Source organism: Herbaspirillum sp. LeCh32-8 (genome assembly GCF_017814915.1).
In the GTDB taxonomy this organism is placed as follows: domain Bacteria; phylum Pseudomonadota; class Gammaproteobacteria; order Burkholderiales; family Burkholderiaceae_D; genus Herbaspirillum.
In genome coordinates this window covers 879343-894443 of sequence record NZ_JAGIPZ010000001.1, presented here as the reverse complement: position 1 = coordinate 894443, position 15101 = coordinate 879343, and the positions used below count along the sequence as shown (strand labels likewise).

Here is a 15101-nt window from a genome sequence, read left to right as displayed (position 1 = left end):
TGGGGATGATATGAACGGTTTGCTTCAATCGCTGGTCGACGGCCTGCTCATCGGCGGCGTCTATGGCGTTATTTCAGTGGGGCTGTCACTGGTGTTCGGCGTGCTGCGCATCGTCAATTTCGCCCAGGCCGAATTCCTGATGCTGGGCATGTATGCCGCCTGGTTTGCCTCGCACTATTTGGGGATCGACCCGATCGCCGGCGCGTTCTTCGCGCTGGCGGCCGGATTTGCTCTGGGCTTCGTTTGCCAGTGGCTGCTGATCCGCCGCGTGCTGCATGCCTCGCCGATGGCCCAAATCTTCCTGACGGTCGGCCTGTTGGCGGTACTGGAAAACGGCGCACTGATGTTGTTCGGCTCGACCTTTCGCAGCGTCAGCACGCCGTATCAGGCGGCTGCGCTGGAGCTGGGTGAATTGTTCATTTCCGTGCCTTACCTGATCGCCTTCGCGTTGGGCACTGGAATCTGCGTGCTGCTATGGCTATTCCTCACGCGCACCTGGACCGGGCGCGCGATTCGCGCTACCGCACAAAATGCGACGGCGGCGCGCCTGTTCGGCATCGATACCAATCTGATCTATGGCGTCGCCTTCGGGTTGGGCACCGGCCTCACCGCCTTCGGTGGCGGCATCATCCTGTCTTACTCCTCGGTCAATCCGACCTCGGGCGCGCAATTCGTCACGCTGATGTTTACGGTGGTGGTGCTGGGCGGGCTGGGCAGCGTGATGGGTGCGCTGGCCGGCGGCCTGGTGGTGGGAGTGGTGCAGGCGTTTTCGGCGCTGTTCATGCCGATTCAGATGCAGAACCTGACTTTGTTTGTATTTTTCATCGCGCTGCTGGCCTTCAAGCCGGAAGGGCTGCTCGGAGGAGCAAGAAAATGAACCGATCGCTTTGGCTTATCGTGCTGTGCGGCGTGGCCGCGGTTGCCGCAGGGGCATTGCTGCAGCCGACCGGGTATGCGGTACGCATTCTGTGCCTGGTGCTGATGGCGGCCTCCCTGGGGCAATGCTGGAATATCGTCGGCGGGCTGGCCAATCAGGTCTCGCTGGGACATGCCGCCTTCTTCGGCATCGGAGCGTATGCCTCAACGATCCTGCAGATCCGCTGGGGTATCTCCCCCTGGTTGGGCATGCCGGTGGGCATGGTTCTGGCCAGCTGCGCGGCCTGGCTGATCGCCTTGCCGACCATGCGACTGAAAGGACCATACTTCGCGTTGGCCACCCTGGCGTTTGGCGAAGCCTGCCACATCGTGGCGGTCTCGTTTCCGCAACTGACGGGCGGGCCTCAGGGAGTGTCTATCCCATTCATTGGTAATTCGTGGGGCATGCTGCAGTTCCGTGGCGCCGGCGGTTATGTCCCGGTGCTGGCCGGCTTCTTCGTGCTGGTGTGCGCGGTCTTTCACCTGATGGCCGGCGGCCGCATGGGCTACTACTTGAGGGCCATCCGCGAGAATGAAGATGCCGCAGAGATGGCCGGCGTCAATACCTTGCGGGTGAAGCTGATCGGCGGCATGGTATCTGCCTCGATGACCGCGCTGGCCGGCTCGCTGTTTGCCCAGTTCACCGCGTTCTTCGATCCGGACAGCGTGTTCAGCGTGACCGGGGTGTCAATCCGGGCCGCACTCATCGCCATCGTCGGTGGGGTAGGGAACCTCTGGGGGCCGGTTATCGGCGCCGTATTCGTGGTGCTGGTCGAGGAACTGCTCAACGCAGGCTTTTCCAACCGCGCCGCCGGCGCCGCTCCGCTCATCTTCGGCGTGATGCTGATCATAGTCGTGCTGGCCCGGCCGCAAGGCCTGGCATCGCTGTGGCCGCAACGCACTGCAGGGACCGCCAAATGACCCCGCTCTTGAATGCAGAAGGGCTTACCGTGCGCTTTGGCGGACTGACTGCCGTCTCCAATGTCAGCTTTACGCTGGGAAGCGGCGAAATCGTCGGCCTGATCGGCCCCAACGGCGCGGGAAAAACCACCCTGTTCAGTGCGCTGGTGGGGCTGCAACGCTTGGCCTCGGGCCGCATCGAGCTTGGCGACAAGCCGCTGCAAGGCAAACGGCCGCACGTGGTGGCTCGCGCCGGCATCACCAAGACCTTCCAGAACACGGCGCTTTTCCCCGGCATGACATTGCTGGACAACGTGATGACGGCCGCGCTGCTCAATAACACGGTGCACGGTGCGCGCACGCTGGCGCACGAGTGCATCGAGCGGGTGGGCCTGTCACAGGCGGCTCTGGAGGTGGTCGACGACCTGACTTTTCCGCAGAAGGCGCTGGGAGAAGTGGCGCGAGCGCTGGCAACGCGGCCCCGGATACTTTTGCTGGACGAAGTCATGGCTGCGCTGACGCCGCTGGAGATGGATCGCGTCATGGCCACGTTGCGCGAACTGCGCGACAAGAGCGGACTGACCATGGTGGTGGTGGAGCACCACATGCGCGCCATCATGAATTTGTCCGAGCGCATCCTGGTGCTCAATTTCGGCAAGCTCATCGCCGACGGCAGTCCAGAGGCCGTGGCCCGGGACGATAAAGTGATCGAAGCCTATCTCGGGAGCGAACATGCTGAGCCTGCATGAAATATCGGGTGGATATGGGCCGCGGCGCGTACTTGACGATGTGTCGCTGGACGTGCAAGCCGGCGAAACGGTTGCCATCCTGGGCGCCAACACCGCCGGGAAGACATCGCTGATCCGCGCCATTCTTGGCCTGCTGCCGCGCTGCGCCGGCCGCATCGAGTTCGACCGTCATGACATTTCCGGTGTGCCGGCCCACAAACGGGTAGAGCGGGGGCTGGCTTGCGTGCCGGAAGGACGACACGTCTTCACCGACATGAGCGTGACAGACAACCTGCTGTTGGGCGCCTACCACCGCCGACGCGGGATCGAGGCACGGGATATCGAGGATTGCTTCCGGCTCTTTCCGCGACTGCGCGAACGGCAGCAGCAAAAGGCGGGCACCTTGTCCGGCGGCGAGCAACAGATGGTTGCTATCGGTCGCGCGCTGATGGCCAAGCCTGCCATGCTGCTGCTCGACGAACCCAGTCATGGCCTTGCCCCCCTGATGGTGGCGGAAGTGCATGCCGCCATCGCCGAAGTGAACCGGCGGGGCATTGCCGTGCTGCTGGTGGAGCAGAACGTATCGTCCGCGCTGAAGATCGTCAGCCGAGGCTATGTGCTGGAGAGTGGACGTGTCGCCGTGGCCGGCAGTACGGAGGAGCTGGCCAGCAACGATGAAATTCGCAGGACTTATCTAGGAATCTGACGGAGAACAGCATGACAAAAATGATCGCATGTGTCGTACAGGCCGCCCCCGTGGCAGGAGACGTGGTCGCCACCATAGCCAAGGCCGCCGGCCTGATTGCCGAGTGCGCCAGGAAGGGCGCGCAGTTGGCGGTTTTCCCTGAGGCCTTTATCGGCGGCTATCCCAAGGGCGCCAGTTTCGATATCCGTATCGGCATGCGGACCCCGGAGGGTCGCGAGGAGTTCGCCTCGTATTACAAAAATGCGATCGATGTACCGGGGCCGGCTACCAAAGCACTGGGGGAGGCCGTGCGCGAAGCCAAAATCTACCTGACTATCGGCGTCATCGAACGTGCCGGCGGCACCTTGCATTGCACGGTGCTTTTCTTCGGACCAGACGGCAGCCTCCTGGGCAAGCACCGCAAGCTCATGCCTACTGCCGCCGAGCGGCTATGCTGGGGCTTCGGCGACGGCTCCACGCTGACCGCCGTTGATACGCCTTGGGGCAAGATGGGCGCCGTCATCTGCTGGGAAAACTATATGCCGCTGCTGCGCATGGCGATGTATGACAAAGGCCTGTCGCTGTACTGCGCGCCCACTGCCGATGACCGCGACGGCTGGGCCTCCACCATGCGCCATGTGGCGCTGGAAGGGCGCTGCTTCGTCTTGTCGGCATGCCAATACCTGACCCGAGCCAACTTCCCTCCGACCATGCGCAACCTGATTTCGGACGACGAGAGCCACGTGCTCATGCGCGGCGGCAGCATGATCGTCAATCCGCTCGGTCAAGTCTTGGCGGGACCGGACTATACCGGCGAAACCATTCTCACCGCGGAGCTGGACATGGACGATGTGGTTCGTGGCAAATTCGACTTCGATGTCGCCGGCCATTACGCCCGTGCAGACGTATTCAAGCTGGTCGTCGAAGAAAGGCCGCAAACGGCGGTGGTGCGTGTGGCCGACTGATCATCGCGCCACACGACGCGCCCTCGGCGTGGCCTGTTTTTTGCTTGCCGATACGTTCCACGCCATGGCGGTGCAAACCGCACGGGCAACCGCAATCACCAAGGCGCTACCTTGCGCCGGGAGACAGGTAATGGATGCATGGAATGGTTCGAGTAACAGCAAGGGGAGGAGTGGGGTGACGGAGGGAGAGCTGCTGTTGCGTTGCGCCGATGCGGTGCAACGCAGTCGGCCCGAACGACGTCAGCCGCCGGGCCCGGAAGGGCGCGGCGGCCGGACGGCATCGATATGGTCTGCCGTGAAACGCCTGCTGGGCGAAAGACACTGAGACGCAGGGCGGCGTCGCGTTGTGCGCCACGCCGCCAGAGGCTATTGCGCAACCTGCCTCAATCCATTCATTGGCCTGCCGATTGCTGCAATTGCGCTTGTTCGCGCTTCCACTGTGGCAAGGCCTCCCACACCTTCGCCAGCGCTGCGCCGGCTTTCCTGTCCAGTGCGGGCCCGATGGCGATGGCCGCAGTCCAGAAGAAGGTGATGGGAACCAACGCAGCGGCGAACATCATCTGCTGGCGGATGAATTTGTCGCTCTCCGAGAGGTTCGGATTTTTGTTGATCTCGGCGGTGACATAACTATAGAGCGAGATACCACCGGTCCAGACGGTCGCCTGCGCCAACGTCGACAGGTTGGGAAGTTTGATGACCGCGTCAGCCAGCCCGGTTCCCATACGCGCCAACGTATCCTTGCTGAATACGTGCTTCAGGCCATTGCCGGTCGCATCCTTGAAGGTCGCCTGTTTGAGCTCGTCCAGCGATCCCTCCCAATCTTCTTCCGACAGGATGCGACCCGGATCGGTGCGACCGGCATAGTGATCAAACAGGTTGCCCGCGCCGCCGACAATGCCGCTGCCGACGAGGGCCGTGCTTGGGCCAATGCCGTATTGCGCCTTGAGGCCAGCGTCCAGATCGGCGTTGGCAATGGCAGAATTGACTGCCCCTGAGCCTCCGAACGACAAAGGGAAAAGCTGGAAAGTCAGACCGATTTTCTTGAACACATCCGCAGCGGTCAGGGGATTGTTGCGTGGATCGTCCTCCGGCAGGATGCCCTCCAGCGGCTTGGTGGTGTTGCCCCAGCGCGGCGTTTCTCCGCCGGCGCCGAACACGGGACCCAGCAGATGCACAGACAGGATCGTGATCGCTCCCGATAAGGCGCCGCCCTTGGCCGGGTCCATCGCCGGCAAGAATTTCGCAATCAAGTTGGCGAAGGCGAAGGGCGCCCCCTTGGCGAATCCGTCCAGCACATCGGCGGGCAGGTCGATGCCGAAGCTGGCAAAGGTAAACATGGCCTCGAGCTGATGGGGATTGTCGCCGCGTTCATGCATCCGGCGCGCGCGTTGCATGACGCGCGCCTCAAACTCACCCGGCAGTTCATGATTGCCCTTGATCATTTTGCTGCGGGCCAATGTCAGCAAGGCGTCGAAGCGCTCCTGGCTGGCCTCATGGCTTTCGGTGACGATGCCTGCGGCGCCGGAGGCGTTGCGCAGCGTAAGTTCCATCGCGCCACCGCGCCGCACGGCTTCAGCAGACACGGTGCCGGTCGAGGGCAAGGGAGGTGGAGAAGGGTGCCGTGTTGGCAGTACGCTGATCTCGTCGGCTTGGGCGCCGGTGATCGTGGAGCTATTGGTTGGGTTGACTTGCATGGCGTGTTCCTGAGAAAGAAGTTGCCGCGATGCGGTGCGCTCATGGCTGCCGGACGCGGATTGAGTAGTGCAGGCACGCCGTTGCAACAAGCATCGCAAGCGTCACCGGCACCGTGAAATCCATCTACCCATGGGTGTCACGGCAAGGTGCGCGGTTCCCCAGGATCAGGCTAGACGCATTTGAAGTGCACCTTCGCCTCATAATCGTCATTGGCGACCAGTGACGGAAAACGTGGCGATGCCACATATGTGGCCAGTCCTGCGGCAGTCTCCTGCGGCTCGGCGCGACGCACCGGCAGACCGCGGAAATGCGTATCGGCATTGACGACGGCATGATTCAGGTTGCGCTCGCGGCAAGTGGACTCGGCTAGCCGAAGCGAATTTCCCAGCGCCTGCTGCTCGTTCTCGGAGTACGCCACGCTGCGGTAAGTCCCATCCTCAAGCGGCATCAGTGTGGCAACGGGAGACGTCGTGCAGGCAGGCAAAGACAGCAGCGACAATGCGACGACCGAAAGGCGAACGACGGAAATGAATGTCATGCGAGGCTCCTGGATAAGAAAAGCAAATGGGAAACCACAACGCCCAGGAAAGCGAAAGCGCAACCCGGTCGCATTCAGTGGCCAAGCATGCGCAGGCGGTTCCGTCACGTGCCATGCCAATCAACAGTTTCGGCTGTGATATGGCCAAGAGCCGCGACTTTCTGGACACCGCGGTATTTATTTCCGAGCGTTTGCGGGCTGCGCCCTCCATTTGATTTTGCTCTTTGATTTCGCATAATTTGTATTATGTAAAATATCATTACCGAGGTAATAGTTGAATTTGTTGTGTTCATGTCTGACCTACTCCCCATGTAGAAAAAAGCCCGCTTCGGCGGGCTTTTTTCTACACAATTTCTCTTGACAAGCTGCGCTTCCCGAACTCCTGCGCAAGTATCACGACCCGATCGTCCGGCACATTCATCTCCAAGTCACGATAGAGTCCCAGCAAATCATCTTGAGCCAGCAATCTTGATCCGATTTTTCCATTGTTAAACAAAAATTCAAATGTCTCTGCAGAGAGAGATACCTCCTTAATCTTTTCATATTCCAACAAGTCGCCTCCTCGCGAACCAGGACTTTTATACTTCTCAATTTTGCAAATAGGAATATGCTCGCCTCGAGTAATAAATTTCTGGTTTGGATCTTGCAGACGATCGGTCGGACGTAAAAAAGCTGCACAACAAGGAAAGCGATAAGTCTCTGCTTCCTTATCGCCTACACACGAATTCCTGTCGCATACAAACGCCTTTAATCGTTCGAGTTGCGTCTGCATTCTGGGATCATTCAAGTACAGCTTATCCTCTTCCCATATCTTGTACTGGATCGCAACGATGCTGACCATATCGTCAGCAGAATGGCGCTCGTAAATAAAGTCTGCTCCAGTGATATGTTCAGGTTGATCAGGGTGCAGTACCCGAACCCTTAAGACATTTCCGTTTGGTAACTCAAAGTCCCTAAAGCCTTTGCCCGAATTAATGGCCGGCATCTCTCTATCGACGTTGTGTGCGTCACGGAAGATCAACTGGTTTTCCGTATGACTTTCAAGTTTTAATTCATTCTCACTCTTACGAAGTCCTGCTAACTTTCGCTGCAATTGATCTGTCTCGGACCTTCCAGATTTCTGTTGTTTTGCCAGCGACAGCAGGTCCTCAAGATCCGCCATGTCGGCCTGAAGAAGCTCTAAAGGCGTAACAACAACTTGCTCTTTGATTGTTTTTAATGATGCTCGCTGTCGATATTCACGAGAAATATCGCTCATTCTCTCCCGGCGCAAAATACTAGCATCAGCACCCAAAAGTTCAGGATATAACACGCCACCGAGGTTCAGTGCGTTGTCATAAGTAGACTTCGCGATATCGCCATGTGAGGCAATTTTCGTCAGACCACGCATTGCATTGAGCGTCACCCATTCTGCATCTAACCGATTATTCATATCCACCCCCTCTAACCTTGGATATCTAAACTTCGCTCAACCAGCTCTCTCAGCGCTGCTATTTTGCTAGCTTCAATACTCCCCGCCTCTAGCGCCTTTAAAATCTCTACCGGTTTTTTGTCATCACGGCCTGGAAGATCTGTGTCCAAGAATCTCTCTAAGCAATCGGGAATTAGAACAGGCTCGGCCAACCTACTAACATTAGGCAAATTAGCCAGCATGTCGTTAACGGCCTTGTGATGATTTTTCCCATTGTCATCATCTAAAATTAAACCGTACGGAATTGAGAATCCATCTAGCAATGACATGTAGCGATGAAAATTGTATTTACCCAATACATCCACGATACAAATCCGCTTTAAGGTGAGGTCGTGCCATTCACGCGCTAGCAAATATGAGAACAATGCCCTCTCCGTAGCCCCCTCGACTAGCAATACACGATCCGCAAAGAACATCGCTGATCGCTCCGAGTCTAACCACAACTGATAACGAAAGCGCTCCTCCTGCAAGGCGACTTCATCCTTTTCTGGCGCACTTTCTAACATAGCAATAGCAGCTTTTTTTGCCGCATGTGGTACTTGCTCGTCCGCCACAAATGCCTTCAAAGCCGTGATCAATGCTGCTCCCTCGCCGAAGACATTGGTAAGCGCCTCCCGCTTAATCTGTGAAACGGTTGATACGCCCTTGGTACGCCCGACCCTGACGATTTGACTAAGAGAGTCGGCGGCCTTCCCTGCGAATAGTGGTGAATGCGAGGTGATGAGAACCTGCGATGTTTTCTGCTGCCCGATACTTCGAAGATGGTACGACATATTTTCCTGCTGACTCGGATGAAGAAATGCCTCCGGCTCTTCAAATAAAATCAGCGTCAGATCTGGATCAAACTCTTTTTTGGGAGCAGACTTCACTTCCTCAAACGTAGGCGCCAACTTCAACAACTCATACAGGAAAGATCTTTGAAATCCATGGCCGTAACGCTCCAAAGCAAAAACGGAGCTACCGAGCATCGCATCAACAAATCCGTGTCGCACCAAGTTCTTGGTGATTTCCTCAGGTGATATAGGATTAATTCCCATATCGAATTGCACATCCCAATGAGCAATTGCATGATTTATTGGCCCCGAAATTTTTGACAGGAAACCGTTATCTCCTCTCGATTCTTCGTCAAGTTTTTTGAAAGCTAATTCAAGCTCGTTGTAAGCTGTACTTCCCGCCATAACCCGCTTTAGCATGAAGTTCAACATCTCTCTCAATGGAGAAGGGCCTGTAGTCTTCATCTGCTCGGCAGCAGTAGTTAGTGCCGGAATGTAGATAAGTTTTCCGACCTTCGCAGTGCTTACATTTTTAGCACCGTAGAACAAGTCATTGTCAGCGGTGCCGTTAACGACGGCGTAAATATTGCTGTTAGTACTTTTTACTTCTTTGACTGATGATGCAAAATATCTCCTCACTGTTAAGCACTTGTCGCTATTGCGATATTTATCAGCGAGTCCTTCGCACTCTTTATCATCAAGTTCAAAAGTAATCTCAACCCACGACTCCTGATCTGATGTTCCTACCTTTGGAAAATCATCCGCGCTGAATTTTATGTCTTCGTAAAATGCTCTAAGTGCACAGAAGAGATTGCTTTTGCCCGCATTATTTGCACCAACAAGCATGGTGTAATCGTGAACCTCGATATCTGCATCAATAATTGAACGAAAGTTATGGATGCGTAGTTGCCGAATTTTCATACCCCTCCTTTTTTATCAACCCAAGCCCCCTGCTTGGATATGAAAGCTTATCAAAAGAATTGGCAGCCTTCACCCAAGCAACAGTATCTAAGCTGTTAGCAAGACCGGAAATCCAGAACCGCTTTCTTCTCGACGCTGGTCAGTACTAAGTGCTGTTTCAGTGATGCTAGCGCCTATATATCCCTTCTACTTGGTCTGTGTCTACGAGCTGTCTTTCATGAAGACTTACCTGCTCCTTCAACATCAACCAGCCATCCCCCTGCCAGCCCTCCTCCCCAAAACCACCACAGCAACCACGCTAATCAACGCAGTCCCCATCACATAAAAACTGGGCGACATGTTGCTGTGGGTGTTGGCGATCATCCAGGTCACTATCAGCGGGGAGAAGCCGCCGAAGATGGTGACGGAGAAGTTATAGGACAGGGCCAGGCCGGTGCCGCGGGTGCGGGTTGGGAAGATGTCGGAGAGCATGGCGGGGATCGGTCCCAGGCAGGCGGCGATCAGCAGGCCGACCAGGGCTTGTACGGTCATCAGTGTCTGTGGCGTCGGCCAGGCGTTGAGCGCCCAGAACAGCGGATAGGTGGACAGGCCGATGGCCGCCAGCGACAGGCTCAGCACGCGAAAGCGCCCGAACCGGTCCGACAGGGAGCCGAATACGGGCGCCGCGATCATCAGGATCACGCCGGTGACCAGCGCGCCCAGGAACGATGAGGTGGCCGGGATGTGCAGCTGCTTGAGTGCGTAGGTGGGCATGTAGAGCTTGTGCACGTAGTTGAAGGCCGTAGCGCCGGAGACCACGCCGATGCCCAACAGCAGGTTAAGACGCTCGTGCGTCAATACGGTCTTCAACGGCGATACGTCGCTCGGCTTGGCGGCGGCCTTGGCGCGCTCGAACTCGGGCGACTCGTCGATCTGGCTGCGGATGTAGAAGCCGACCGGGCCCACCAGCAGGCCCAGCGCGAAGGCCACGCGCCAGCCCCATTCTGCCAGTTGCACATCCGTCAGCAGGACGCTGAGCAAGGCGCTCATGCCGGCCGCCAGCACGGTGGCCAGGCCTTGCGTGGAGAGCTGCCAGCTGGCGAAGAAGCCGCGCCGTTTGGCGTCGGCATGTTCGGCCATGAAGGCGGTGGCGGCGCCGAACTCGCCCCCGGTGGAGAAGCCCTGCAGCATGCGCGCCACGATCACGATGACGGGCGACAGCAGGCCGACCTGGTCATGCGTGGGCGCAAAGGCGATCATCGCAGTGCCGACCATCATGATGGCGATCGACATTGTCAGCGAGGCCTTGCGCCCCTTGAGGTCGGTATAGGCGCCCAGCACGACGGCGCCCAGCGGGCGCATCACGAAGGAGATGCCGAAGGTGCCGACGCTCAGCAGCAGCGATGTGGTTTCATTGTCGGCCGGGAAGAACAGCTTGCCGATGATCACCGCAAAATAGCCGTAGATCAGCAGGTCGTAGAACTCCAGCGCGTTGCCGATGCTGGCGGCGCAGATCTCCTTCCAGGGATTGCGCCTGCCCGCCTGGGCAGCAGTGGCGACGGCAGCTGCGCCCTCGCCCCGCTCTGCGCCCTGTTGATGTGGATGTTGATACTGGGGTGATTGTGTCGTCATGGGATGTCTCCATCTGGTATGCCGCGTCCGCGACGGCGGATACGGTCCCGCGCTGGCCGCGCAGTGGCTTTATGAATGGCCGCAGTATAGGGACGGCCATTTCCATCCCGGTGCTGTTTTGGCACCTTTTCGTGCCGATTCGGTTGGCGCTGTCCGTGCTGATGCGCTCATCCCGGCGATCTACGTATCGTTCTATGCGCTGATCAACATCAGTGTTCAACGAGTATCGAATAGCACCGAACACCGCCCGACTTTCGCGGAAGGTCTTCATTCCTGGACGGAACCTTGCGCGCGCCGGAATCACTCCGCTCTATCATGGCTGCCCCTTAGCCAGACCACAGAGGTCGCCCGCCATGCAGCTGCGCCAGCTTTTGTATTTATCTCGCATCATCGAGTCCGGCAGTTTGTCCCGCGCGTCGCAGTTGCTGCATATCGCGCAGCCGGCATTGAGCCAGCAGGTCAATCAGCTGGAAGATGAACTGGGCGTCAAATTGCTGGAGCGGTCCGTCAGGGGCGTCGCCGCGACCGCCGCGGGCCTGGCCGTCTATCAGCAGGCCAAGCTGATCCTCAAACAGGTCGAGGCGACGCGCACCATTGCCGCCCAGGCCAGCCATGGGCCGGCGGGCACGGTGACCATCGGTCTGCCCTGGTCGCTGACAACGTTGATCGGTGTCGAGTTGTTGCGGGAGGTCAGAACCAGGCTCAGTCTGGTGCGACTGGAGATTGTGGAAGGGCCCAGTTCCCTGCTGCTCAATCTGCTGGGCGAGGGAAAGCTGGATATCGCGGTGACCTTCAGCGACATGGCCAGGAGCGGCCTGTCGATGCATGCGGTCGCGCGCGAACCGCTGTTTCTGGTGGGGCCTTATGCGTCATTGAAAGACAAGGATTCCATGACGTTGGAAAACGCCGCCGCGCTGCCGATGATCCTGATGAGCAGCCCCAATCCCGTGCGTGACATGCTGGAGCGCCATTGGTTGGCAGCGGGTCTTCGTTGCCGCGTGACGGCGGAAATCAATTCGCCGCCGCTGCTGCTGGAAGCCGTCAAGGCCGGTTTCGGCTATTCCATCGTGCCGCTGGCGGGCCTCGAGGGCGCGCTGCGCAACAAGGAGATCGACGCCGTGGCGCTGGCTGGATGCGATCTGCAGCGTACGGTGTATGTCGGCACGTCGCGGCTGTTTGCCCAGTCCCCGGCGATCGAACAGGTGGCCGTCACGCTGCGCGACGTCATGCGCCACGCGATCCATGCGGGACGATGGCATGCCCTGCTGTGCGAGCCCGCGCCGCATGACACGGCATGAAGCTCACTGGCTGCTGCCCGATGCGGCCCGACGCCCGAGAAGCGCATAAGCACCGCCGGCGGCGATGATGATGCCGGGCACCACCGCCATGACGATACCGCCTATCCCGACGCCGGCTGACAGCAGCGTTCCCGCCACCAGCGGGCCGCCGATCGAGCCCAGCCGCCCCACGGCGACGGAGAGGCCGACGCCCGTGCCGCGCACGCGCGTGCAATACAGCGTCGGCGCCACGGCATAGAGGATGGCCTGGCCGCACATCAGCCCGTAGCCGACGACGGCGCCGGCGGCGAGGATCGCGAGGGTGTTTGTCCCCAGCCCCAGGCCGGCGAGGCCTGCCAGTATCGCGCCGTAGCCCAGGCAAACCGTCCTTGCGACATGGCCCCGGTCGAGCAGGCGCCCGGTCAGCACCGCCGCACAGGCTCCGCACAGATTGAACAGTATCTGTACCTGCCCCACCACCTGTCTGCCGAAACCATGCCCCAGCAGCAGGCTGGGCAACCAGTTCATCAGCATGTACAACACGGTCAGCGTGAAGAAGCTGCTCAACCAGAGCAACAGCGTCGAGCGCCACAAGCCGCCGGCGAACAACTCTGAAAAATTCGCCACCGGCGCATTGCCATCGAGTTGCTGCTGCAGCACCTGCTGCCGGAACATCCGTGACTCCGGTAGCCAGAACGCCAGCATGAACGCCACACCGATCGGCGCGAAACCGCCTACGTAGAACACAAGCCGCCAGTCGGACAGGCCGCCCGTCATGCCGAGGGCGGCCGCGCATGCCCCGCCCAGGGGCATGCCGCAAAAGGTGACGCTGACGGCAAGGCTGCGGTGTTCAGGTGCGGCGGATTCGGACGCCAGCGCGATCACAAGGGGCAATGCCGCGCCGATGCCGGCACTGGTCAGGAAGCGCGACAGCAGCAGGCTGGCCAGGTCCCATGCGCAGGCAGTGCCGACCGAGGCCAGGCCGAACAACAGAACCGCACACAGCAACACGCGTTTGCGCCCGAAACGGTCCGCCAGCATGCCGCCGAACAGTGCGCCGGGCAGCAGGCCCAGCAGGCCGGCGCTGAACAGCCATCCCAGTTGCGCGGGCGTTAGGCGGAATTCGGCGCTGATGCCGGCGGCCGCCATGCCTGCGGACTGCAGGTCGAAACCCTCCAGCAGGGCGACAAGAAAGCACAGGCCGGCCGTCAGCCAGCCTGATCGGGAAGAGGAAATTTGCGTCAAGGTGATGTCTCCGTCGAGTTGGAAGGCGCTCTTCTGCTGGAGCGCTTGTGCTTTTACGGGCTTGAGAAATCAGGCGATCTGCAGCACCCCGCGCCGGATCTGGTCACGCTCGATGGATTCGAACAAGGCCTTGAAATTGCCTGCGCCGAAACCTTCATCACCCTTGCGCTGGATGAATTCGAAGAACACCGGCCCCAGTGCCGTCTCGGAGAAAATCTGCAGCAGCAAGCGCGCCTCGCCCTGCTCCCTGATCGCGCCGTCGAGCAGGATGCCGCGCATCTTCAGCTCGGAGGCGTCTTCACCGTGGCCGGGCAGGCGCGCATCGAGCATCTCGTAGTACGTGTCCGGCGGCGCAGCCATCAGCGGCATGCCGGCGTCGCGCAGGCGGTCGACCGTGGCGAGCAGGTCGTCGGTGAAGAGCGCAATGTGCTGGATGCCCTCGCCGTTGAACTGCATCAGGAATTCCTCGATCTGGCCGCTGCCGCCGGCCGCCTCTTCGTTCAGCGGAATGCGGATCTTGCCGTCCGGCGCGCTCATGGCGCGCGAGGTCAGGCCGGTGTATTCGCCCTTGATGTCAAAGAAGCGCAGCTCGTGGAAGTTGAACAGCCGCTCATAGAAGCCGGCCCAGTAACTCATGCGGCCGCGATAGACGTTGTGCGTCAGGTGATCGATCAGTTTGAGGCCATGCCCTTGCGGGTGGCGGTCGACACCCTCGATGAACTCGAAATCGATGTCATAGATAGACTTGCCTTCTTCATAGCGGTCGATCAGGTAGAGCGGCGCGCCGCCGATCCCCTTGATCGCCGGCAGGCGCAGCTCCATTGGCCCGGTGGGAATATCCATCGCCTGCGCGCCCAGCGTCAGCGCGCGGGCATAGGCCTGGTGCGCGTCCTTGACGCGAAATGCCATGCCGCAGGCCGACGGGCCATGCTCGGCCGCGAAGTACGCGGCGTAGCTGTTGGGTTCGTTGTTGATGATGAAATTGATGTCGCCCTGGCGATACAGCGCCACCTGCTTGGACCGATGCATCGCCACCTTGGTGAAGCCCAAGCGCTCAAACACCGGCTCCAGCTCTCCTGCGCGTGGAGCGGCGAATTCGACGAACTCGAATCCGTCCAGGCCCATCGGGTTATGAATTGTGTCGCTCATGAAACGGTCCTTTCAACTGGCATTGGCCGACCAGCGGCAGAAAAGGCAGGCGAAAGAACGCCCTCGCTTTCCCATGCGGTCGTCAGGTGAACATCAAAAGTGGATGCCGTCGGAGAAGCTGGATGCTCCGCCTGCTCGGCATGCGTGTCTCCGAATATCTTGATTCGAATTATTTGCACGCCAGGGATCGGGGCGACTTGGGCGTGTACCCAGTGCGGTGCGCTGCGG

The 15101-nt window shown here is 59.3% G+C and carries 14 protein-coding genes; 7 read left to right on the top strand and 7 right to left on the bottom strand.

Annotation, left to right across the window (positions count from 1 at the left end; genetic code table 11):
• The first annotated feature begins 10 nt into the window (after window positions 1-10).
• The 5 genes from J8I26_RS04100 to J8I26_RS04080 are packed head-to-tail and all read left to right on the top strand — an operon-like array spanning window position 11 to window position 4193.
• Window positions 11-877: a branched-chain amino acid ABC transporter permease gene (locus tag J8I26_RS04100; protein ID WP_209604279.1), complete on the top strand. Its 867-nt coding sequence runs from the start codon at window positions 11-13 to the stop codon at window positions 875-877.
• Entirely contained in the window at window positions 874-1836 is a 963-nt protein-coding gene (locus J8I26_RS04095) for a branched-chain amino acid ABC transporter permease (protein ID WP_209604278.1), read from the top strand. Before J8I26_RS04100 ends, J8I26_RS04095 begins: the two co-directional genes overlap by 4 nt.
• Complete coding sequence (locus J8I26_RS04090) at window positions 1833-2564, top strand: ABC transporter ATP-binding protein (protein ID WP_209604276.1); 732 nt, start codon at window positions 1833-1835, stop codon at window positions 2562-2564. The genes J8I26_RS04095 and J8I26_RS04090 overlap by 4 nt, the downstream gene beginning before the upstream one ends.
• Window positions 2548-3249, top strand: coding sequence for an ABC transporter ATP-binding protein (locus J8I26_RS04085; RefSeq protein ID WP_209604274.1), 702 nt, complete (start codon window positions 2548-2550; stop codon window positions 3247-3249). The genes J8I26_RS04090 and J8I26_RS04085 overlap by 17 nt, the downstream gene beginning before the upstream one ends.
• A gap of 11 nt (window positions 3250-3260) precedes the next feature.
• Window positions 3261-4193 (top strand): nitrilase-related carbon-nitrogen hydrolase, encoded by a 933-nt coding sequence (locus tag J8I26_RS04080; protein WP_209604272.1) that lies wholly within the window; start codon window positions 3261-3263, stop codon window positions 4191-4193.
• A 392-nt stretch (window positions 4194-4585) separates the two neighbouring features.
• Here the strand turns inward: J8I26_RS04080 and J8I26_RS04075 are convergent, their stop codons facing one another.
• Together J8I26_RS04075 and J8I26_RS04070 are read right to left on the bottom strand one after the other, a co-directional pair.
• Entirely contained in the window at window positions 4586-5887 is a 1302-nt protein-coding gene (locus J8I26_RS04075) for a hypothetical protein (protein ID WP_209604270.1), read from the bottom strand.
• Between the two features lie 170 nt (window positions 5888-6057).
• On the bottom strand, window positions 6058-6426 hold the full coding sequence (locus tag J8I26_RS04070) for a hypothetical protein (RefSeq protein WP_209604268.1): 369 nt from the start codon (window positions 6424-6426) through the stop codon (window positions 6058-6060).
• Between the two features lie 26 nt (window positions 6427-6452).
• Here J8I26_RS04070 and J8I26_RS04065 point away from each other — a divergent pair, with 26 nt between their 5' ends.
• The gene (locus J8I26_RS04065; protein ID WP_209604266.1) at window positions 6453-6641 is read left to right on the top strand and encodes a hypothetical protein; all 189 of its coding nucleotides are present in this window, start codon (window positions 6453-6455) and stop codon (window positions 6639-6641) included.
• Between the two features lie 128 nt (window positions 6642-6769).
• Here the strand turns inward: J8I26_RS04065 and J8I26_RS04060 are convergent, their stop codons facing one another.
• The 3 genes from J8I26_RS04060 to J8I26_RS04050 form a co-directional block, all read right to left on the bottom strand.
• Complete coding sequence (locus J8I26_RS04060) at window positions 6770-7864, bottom strand: hypothetical protein (RefSeq protein ID WP_209604264.1); 1095 nt, start codon at window positions 7862-7864, stop codon at window positions 6770-6772.
• Between the two features lie 5 nt (window positions 7865-7869).
• Window positions 7870-9591, bottom strand: a complete 1722-nt coding sequence (locus tag J8I26_RS04055) for an AAA family ATPase (RefSeq protein WP_209604262.1) — start codon at window positions 9589-9591, stop codon at window positions 7870-7872.
• A gap of 243 nt (window positions 9592-9834) precedes the next feature.
• Window positions 9835-11202, bottom strand: a complete 1368-nt coding sequence (locus J8I26_RS04050) for an MFS transporter (RefSeq protein ID WP_209604260.1) — start codon at window positions 11200-11202, stop codon at window positions 9835-9837.
• Between the two features lie 353 nt (window positions 11203-11555).
• Between J8I26_RS04050 and J8I26_RS04045 the strand changes: the two genes are divergently transcribed.
• Entirely contained in the window at window positions 11556-12500 is a 945-nt protein-coding gene (locus J8I26_RS04045; RefSeq protein WP_209604258.1) for a LysR substrate-binding domain-containing protein, read from the top strand.
• Between the two features lie 3 nt (window positions 12501-12503).
• Here the strand turns inward: J8I26_RS04045 and mhpT are convergent, their stop codons facing one another.
• Together mhpT and hppD are read right to left on the bottom strand one after the other, a co-directional pair.
• The gene (gene mhpT, locus J8I26_RS04040; protein ID WP_245200038.1) at window positions 12504-13724 is read right to left on the bottom strand and encodes a 3-(3-hydroxy-phenyl)propionate transporter MhpT; all 1221 of its coding nucleotides are present in this window, start codon (window positions 13722-13724) and stop codon (window positions 12504-12506) included.
• A gap of 69 nt (window positions 13725-13793) precedes the next feature.
• Complete coding sequence (gene hppD / locus J8I26_RS04035) at window positions 13794-14873, bottom strand: 4-hydroxyphenylpyruvate dioxygenase (protein WP_209604256.1); 1080 nt, start codon at window positions 14871-14873, stop codon at window positions 13794-13796.
• Window positions 14874-15101: the final 228 nt, after the last annotated feature.

What these genes read in the sequence shown, in the direction of transcription:
- J8I26_RS04065 (WP_209604266.1), top strand. Translation starts at nt 6,453, where the DNA reads ATGGGAAACCACAACGCCCAGGAAAGCGAAAGCGCAACCCGGTCGCAT.
- J8I26_RS04070 (WP_209604268.1), bottom strand. Translation starts at nt 6,426, where the DNA reads ATGACATTCATTTCCGTCGTTCGCCTTTCGGTCGTCGCATTGTCGCTG.
- hppD (WP_209604256.1), bottom strand. Translation starts at nt 14,873, where the DNA reads ATGAGCGACACAATTCATAACCCGATGGGCCTGGACGGATTCGAGTTC.
- J8I26_RS04090 (WP_209604276.1), top strand. Translation starts at nt 1,833, where the DNA reads ATGACCCCGCTCTTGAATGCAGAAGGGCTTACCGTGCGCTTTGGCGGA.
- J8I26_RS04085 (WP_209604274.1), top strand. Translation starts at nt 2,548, where the DNA reads ATGCTGAGCCTGCATGAAATATCGGGTGGATATGGGCCGCGGCGCGTA.
- J8I26_RS04045 (WP_209604258.1), top strand. Translation starts at nt 11,556, where the DNA reads ATGCAGCTGCGCCAGCTTTTGTATTTATCTCGCATCATCGAGTCCGGC.
- J8I26_RS04055 (WP_209604262.1), bottom strand. Translation starts at nt 9,591, where the DNA reads ATGAAAATTCGGCAACTACGCATCCATAACTTTCGTTCAATTATTGAT.
- J8I26_RS04095 (WP_209604278.1), top strand. Translation starts at nt 874, where the DNA reads ATGAACCGATCGCTTTGGCTTATCGTGCTGTGCGGCGTGGCCGCGGTT.
- J8I26_RS04080 (WP_209604272.1), top strand. Translation starts at nt 3,261, where the DNA reads ATGACAAAAATGATCGCATGTGTCGTACAGGCCGCCCCCGTGGCAGGA.
- J8I26_RS04075 (WP_209604270.1), bottom strand. Translation starts at nt 5,887, where the DNA reads ATGCAAGTCAACCCAACCAATAGCTCCACGATCACCGGCGCCCAAGCC.
- J8I26_RS04050 (WP_209604260.1), bottom strand. Translation starts at nt 11,202, where the DNA reads ATGACGACACAATCACCCCAGTATCAACATCCACATCAACAGGGCGCA.
- J8I26_RS04100 (WP_209604279.1), top strand. Translation starts at nt 11, where the DNA reads ATGAACGGTTTGCTTCAATCGCTGGTCGACGGCCTGCTCATCGGCGGC.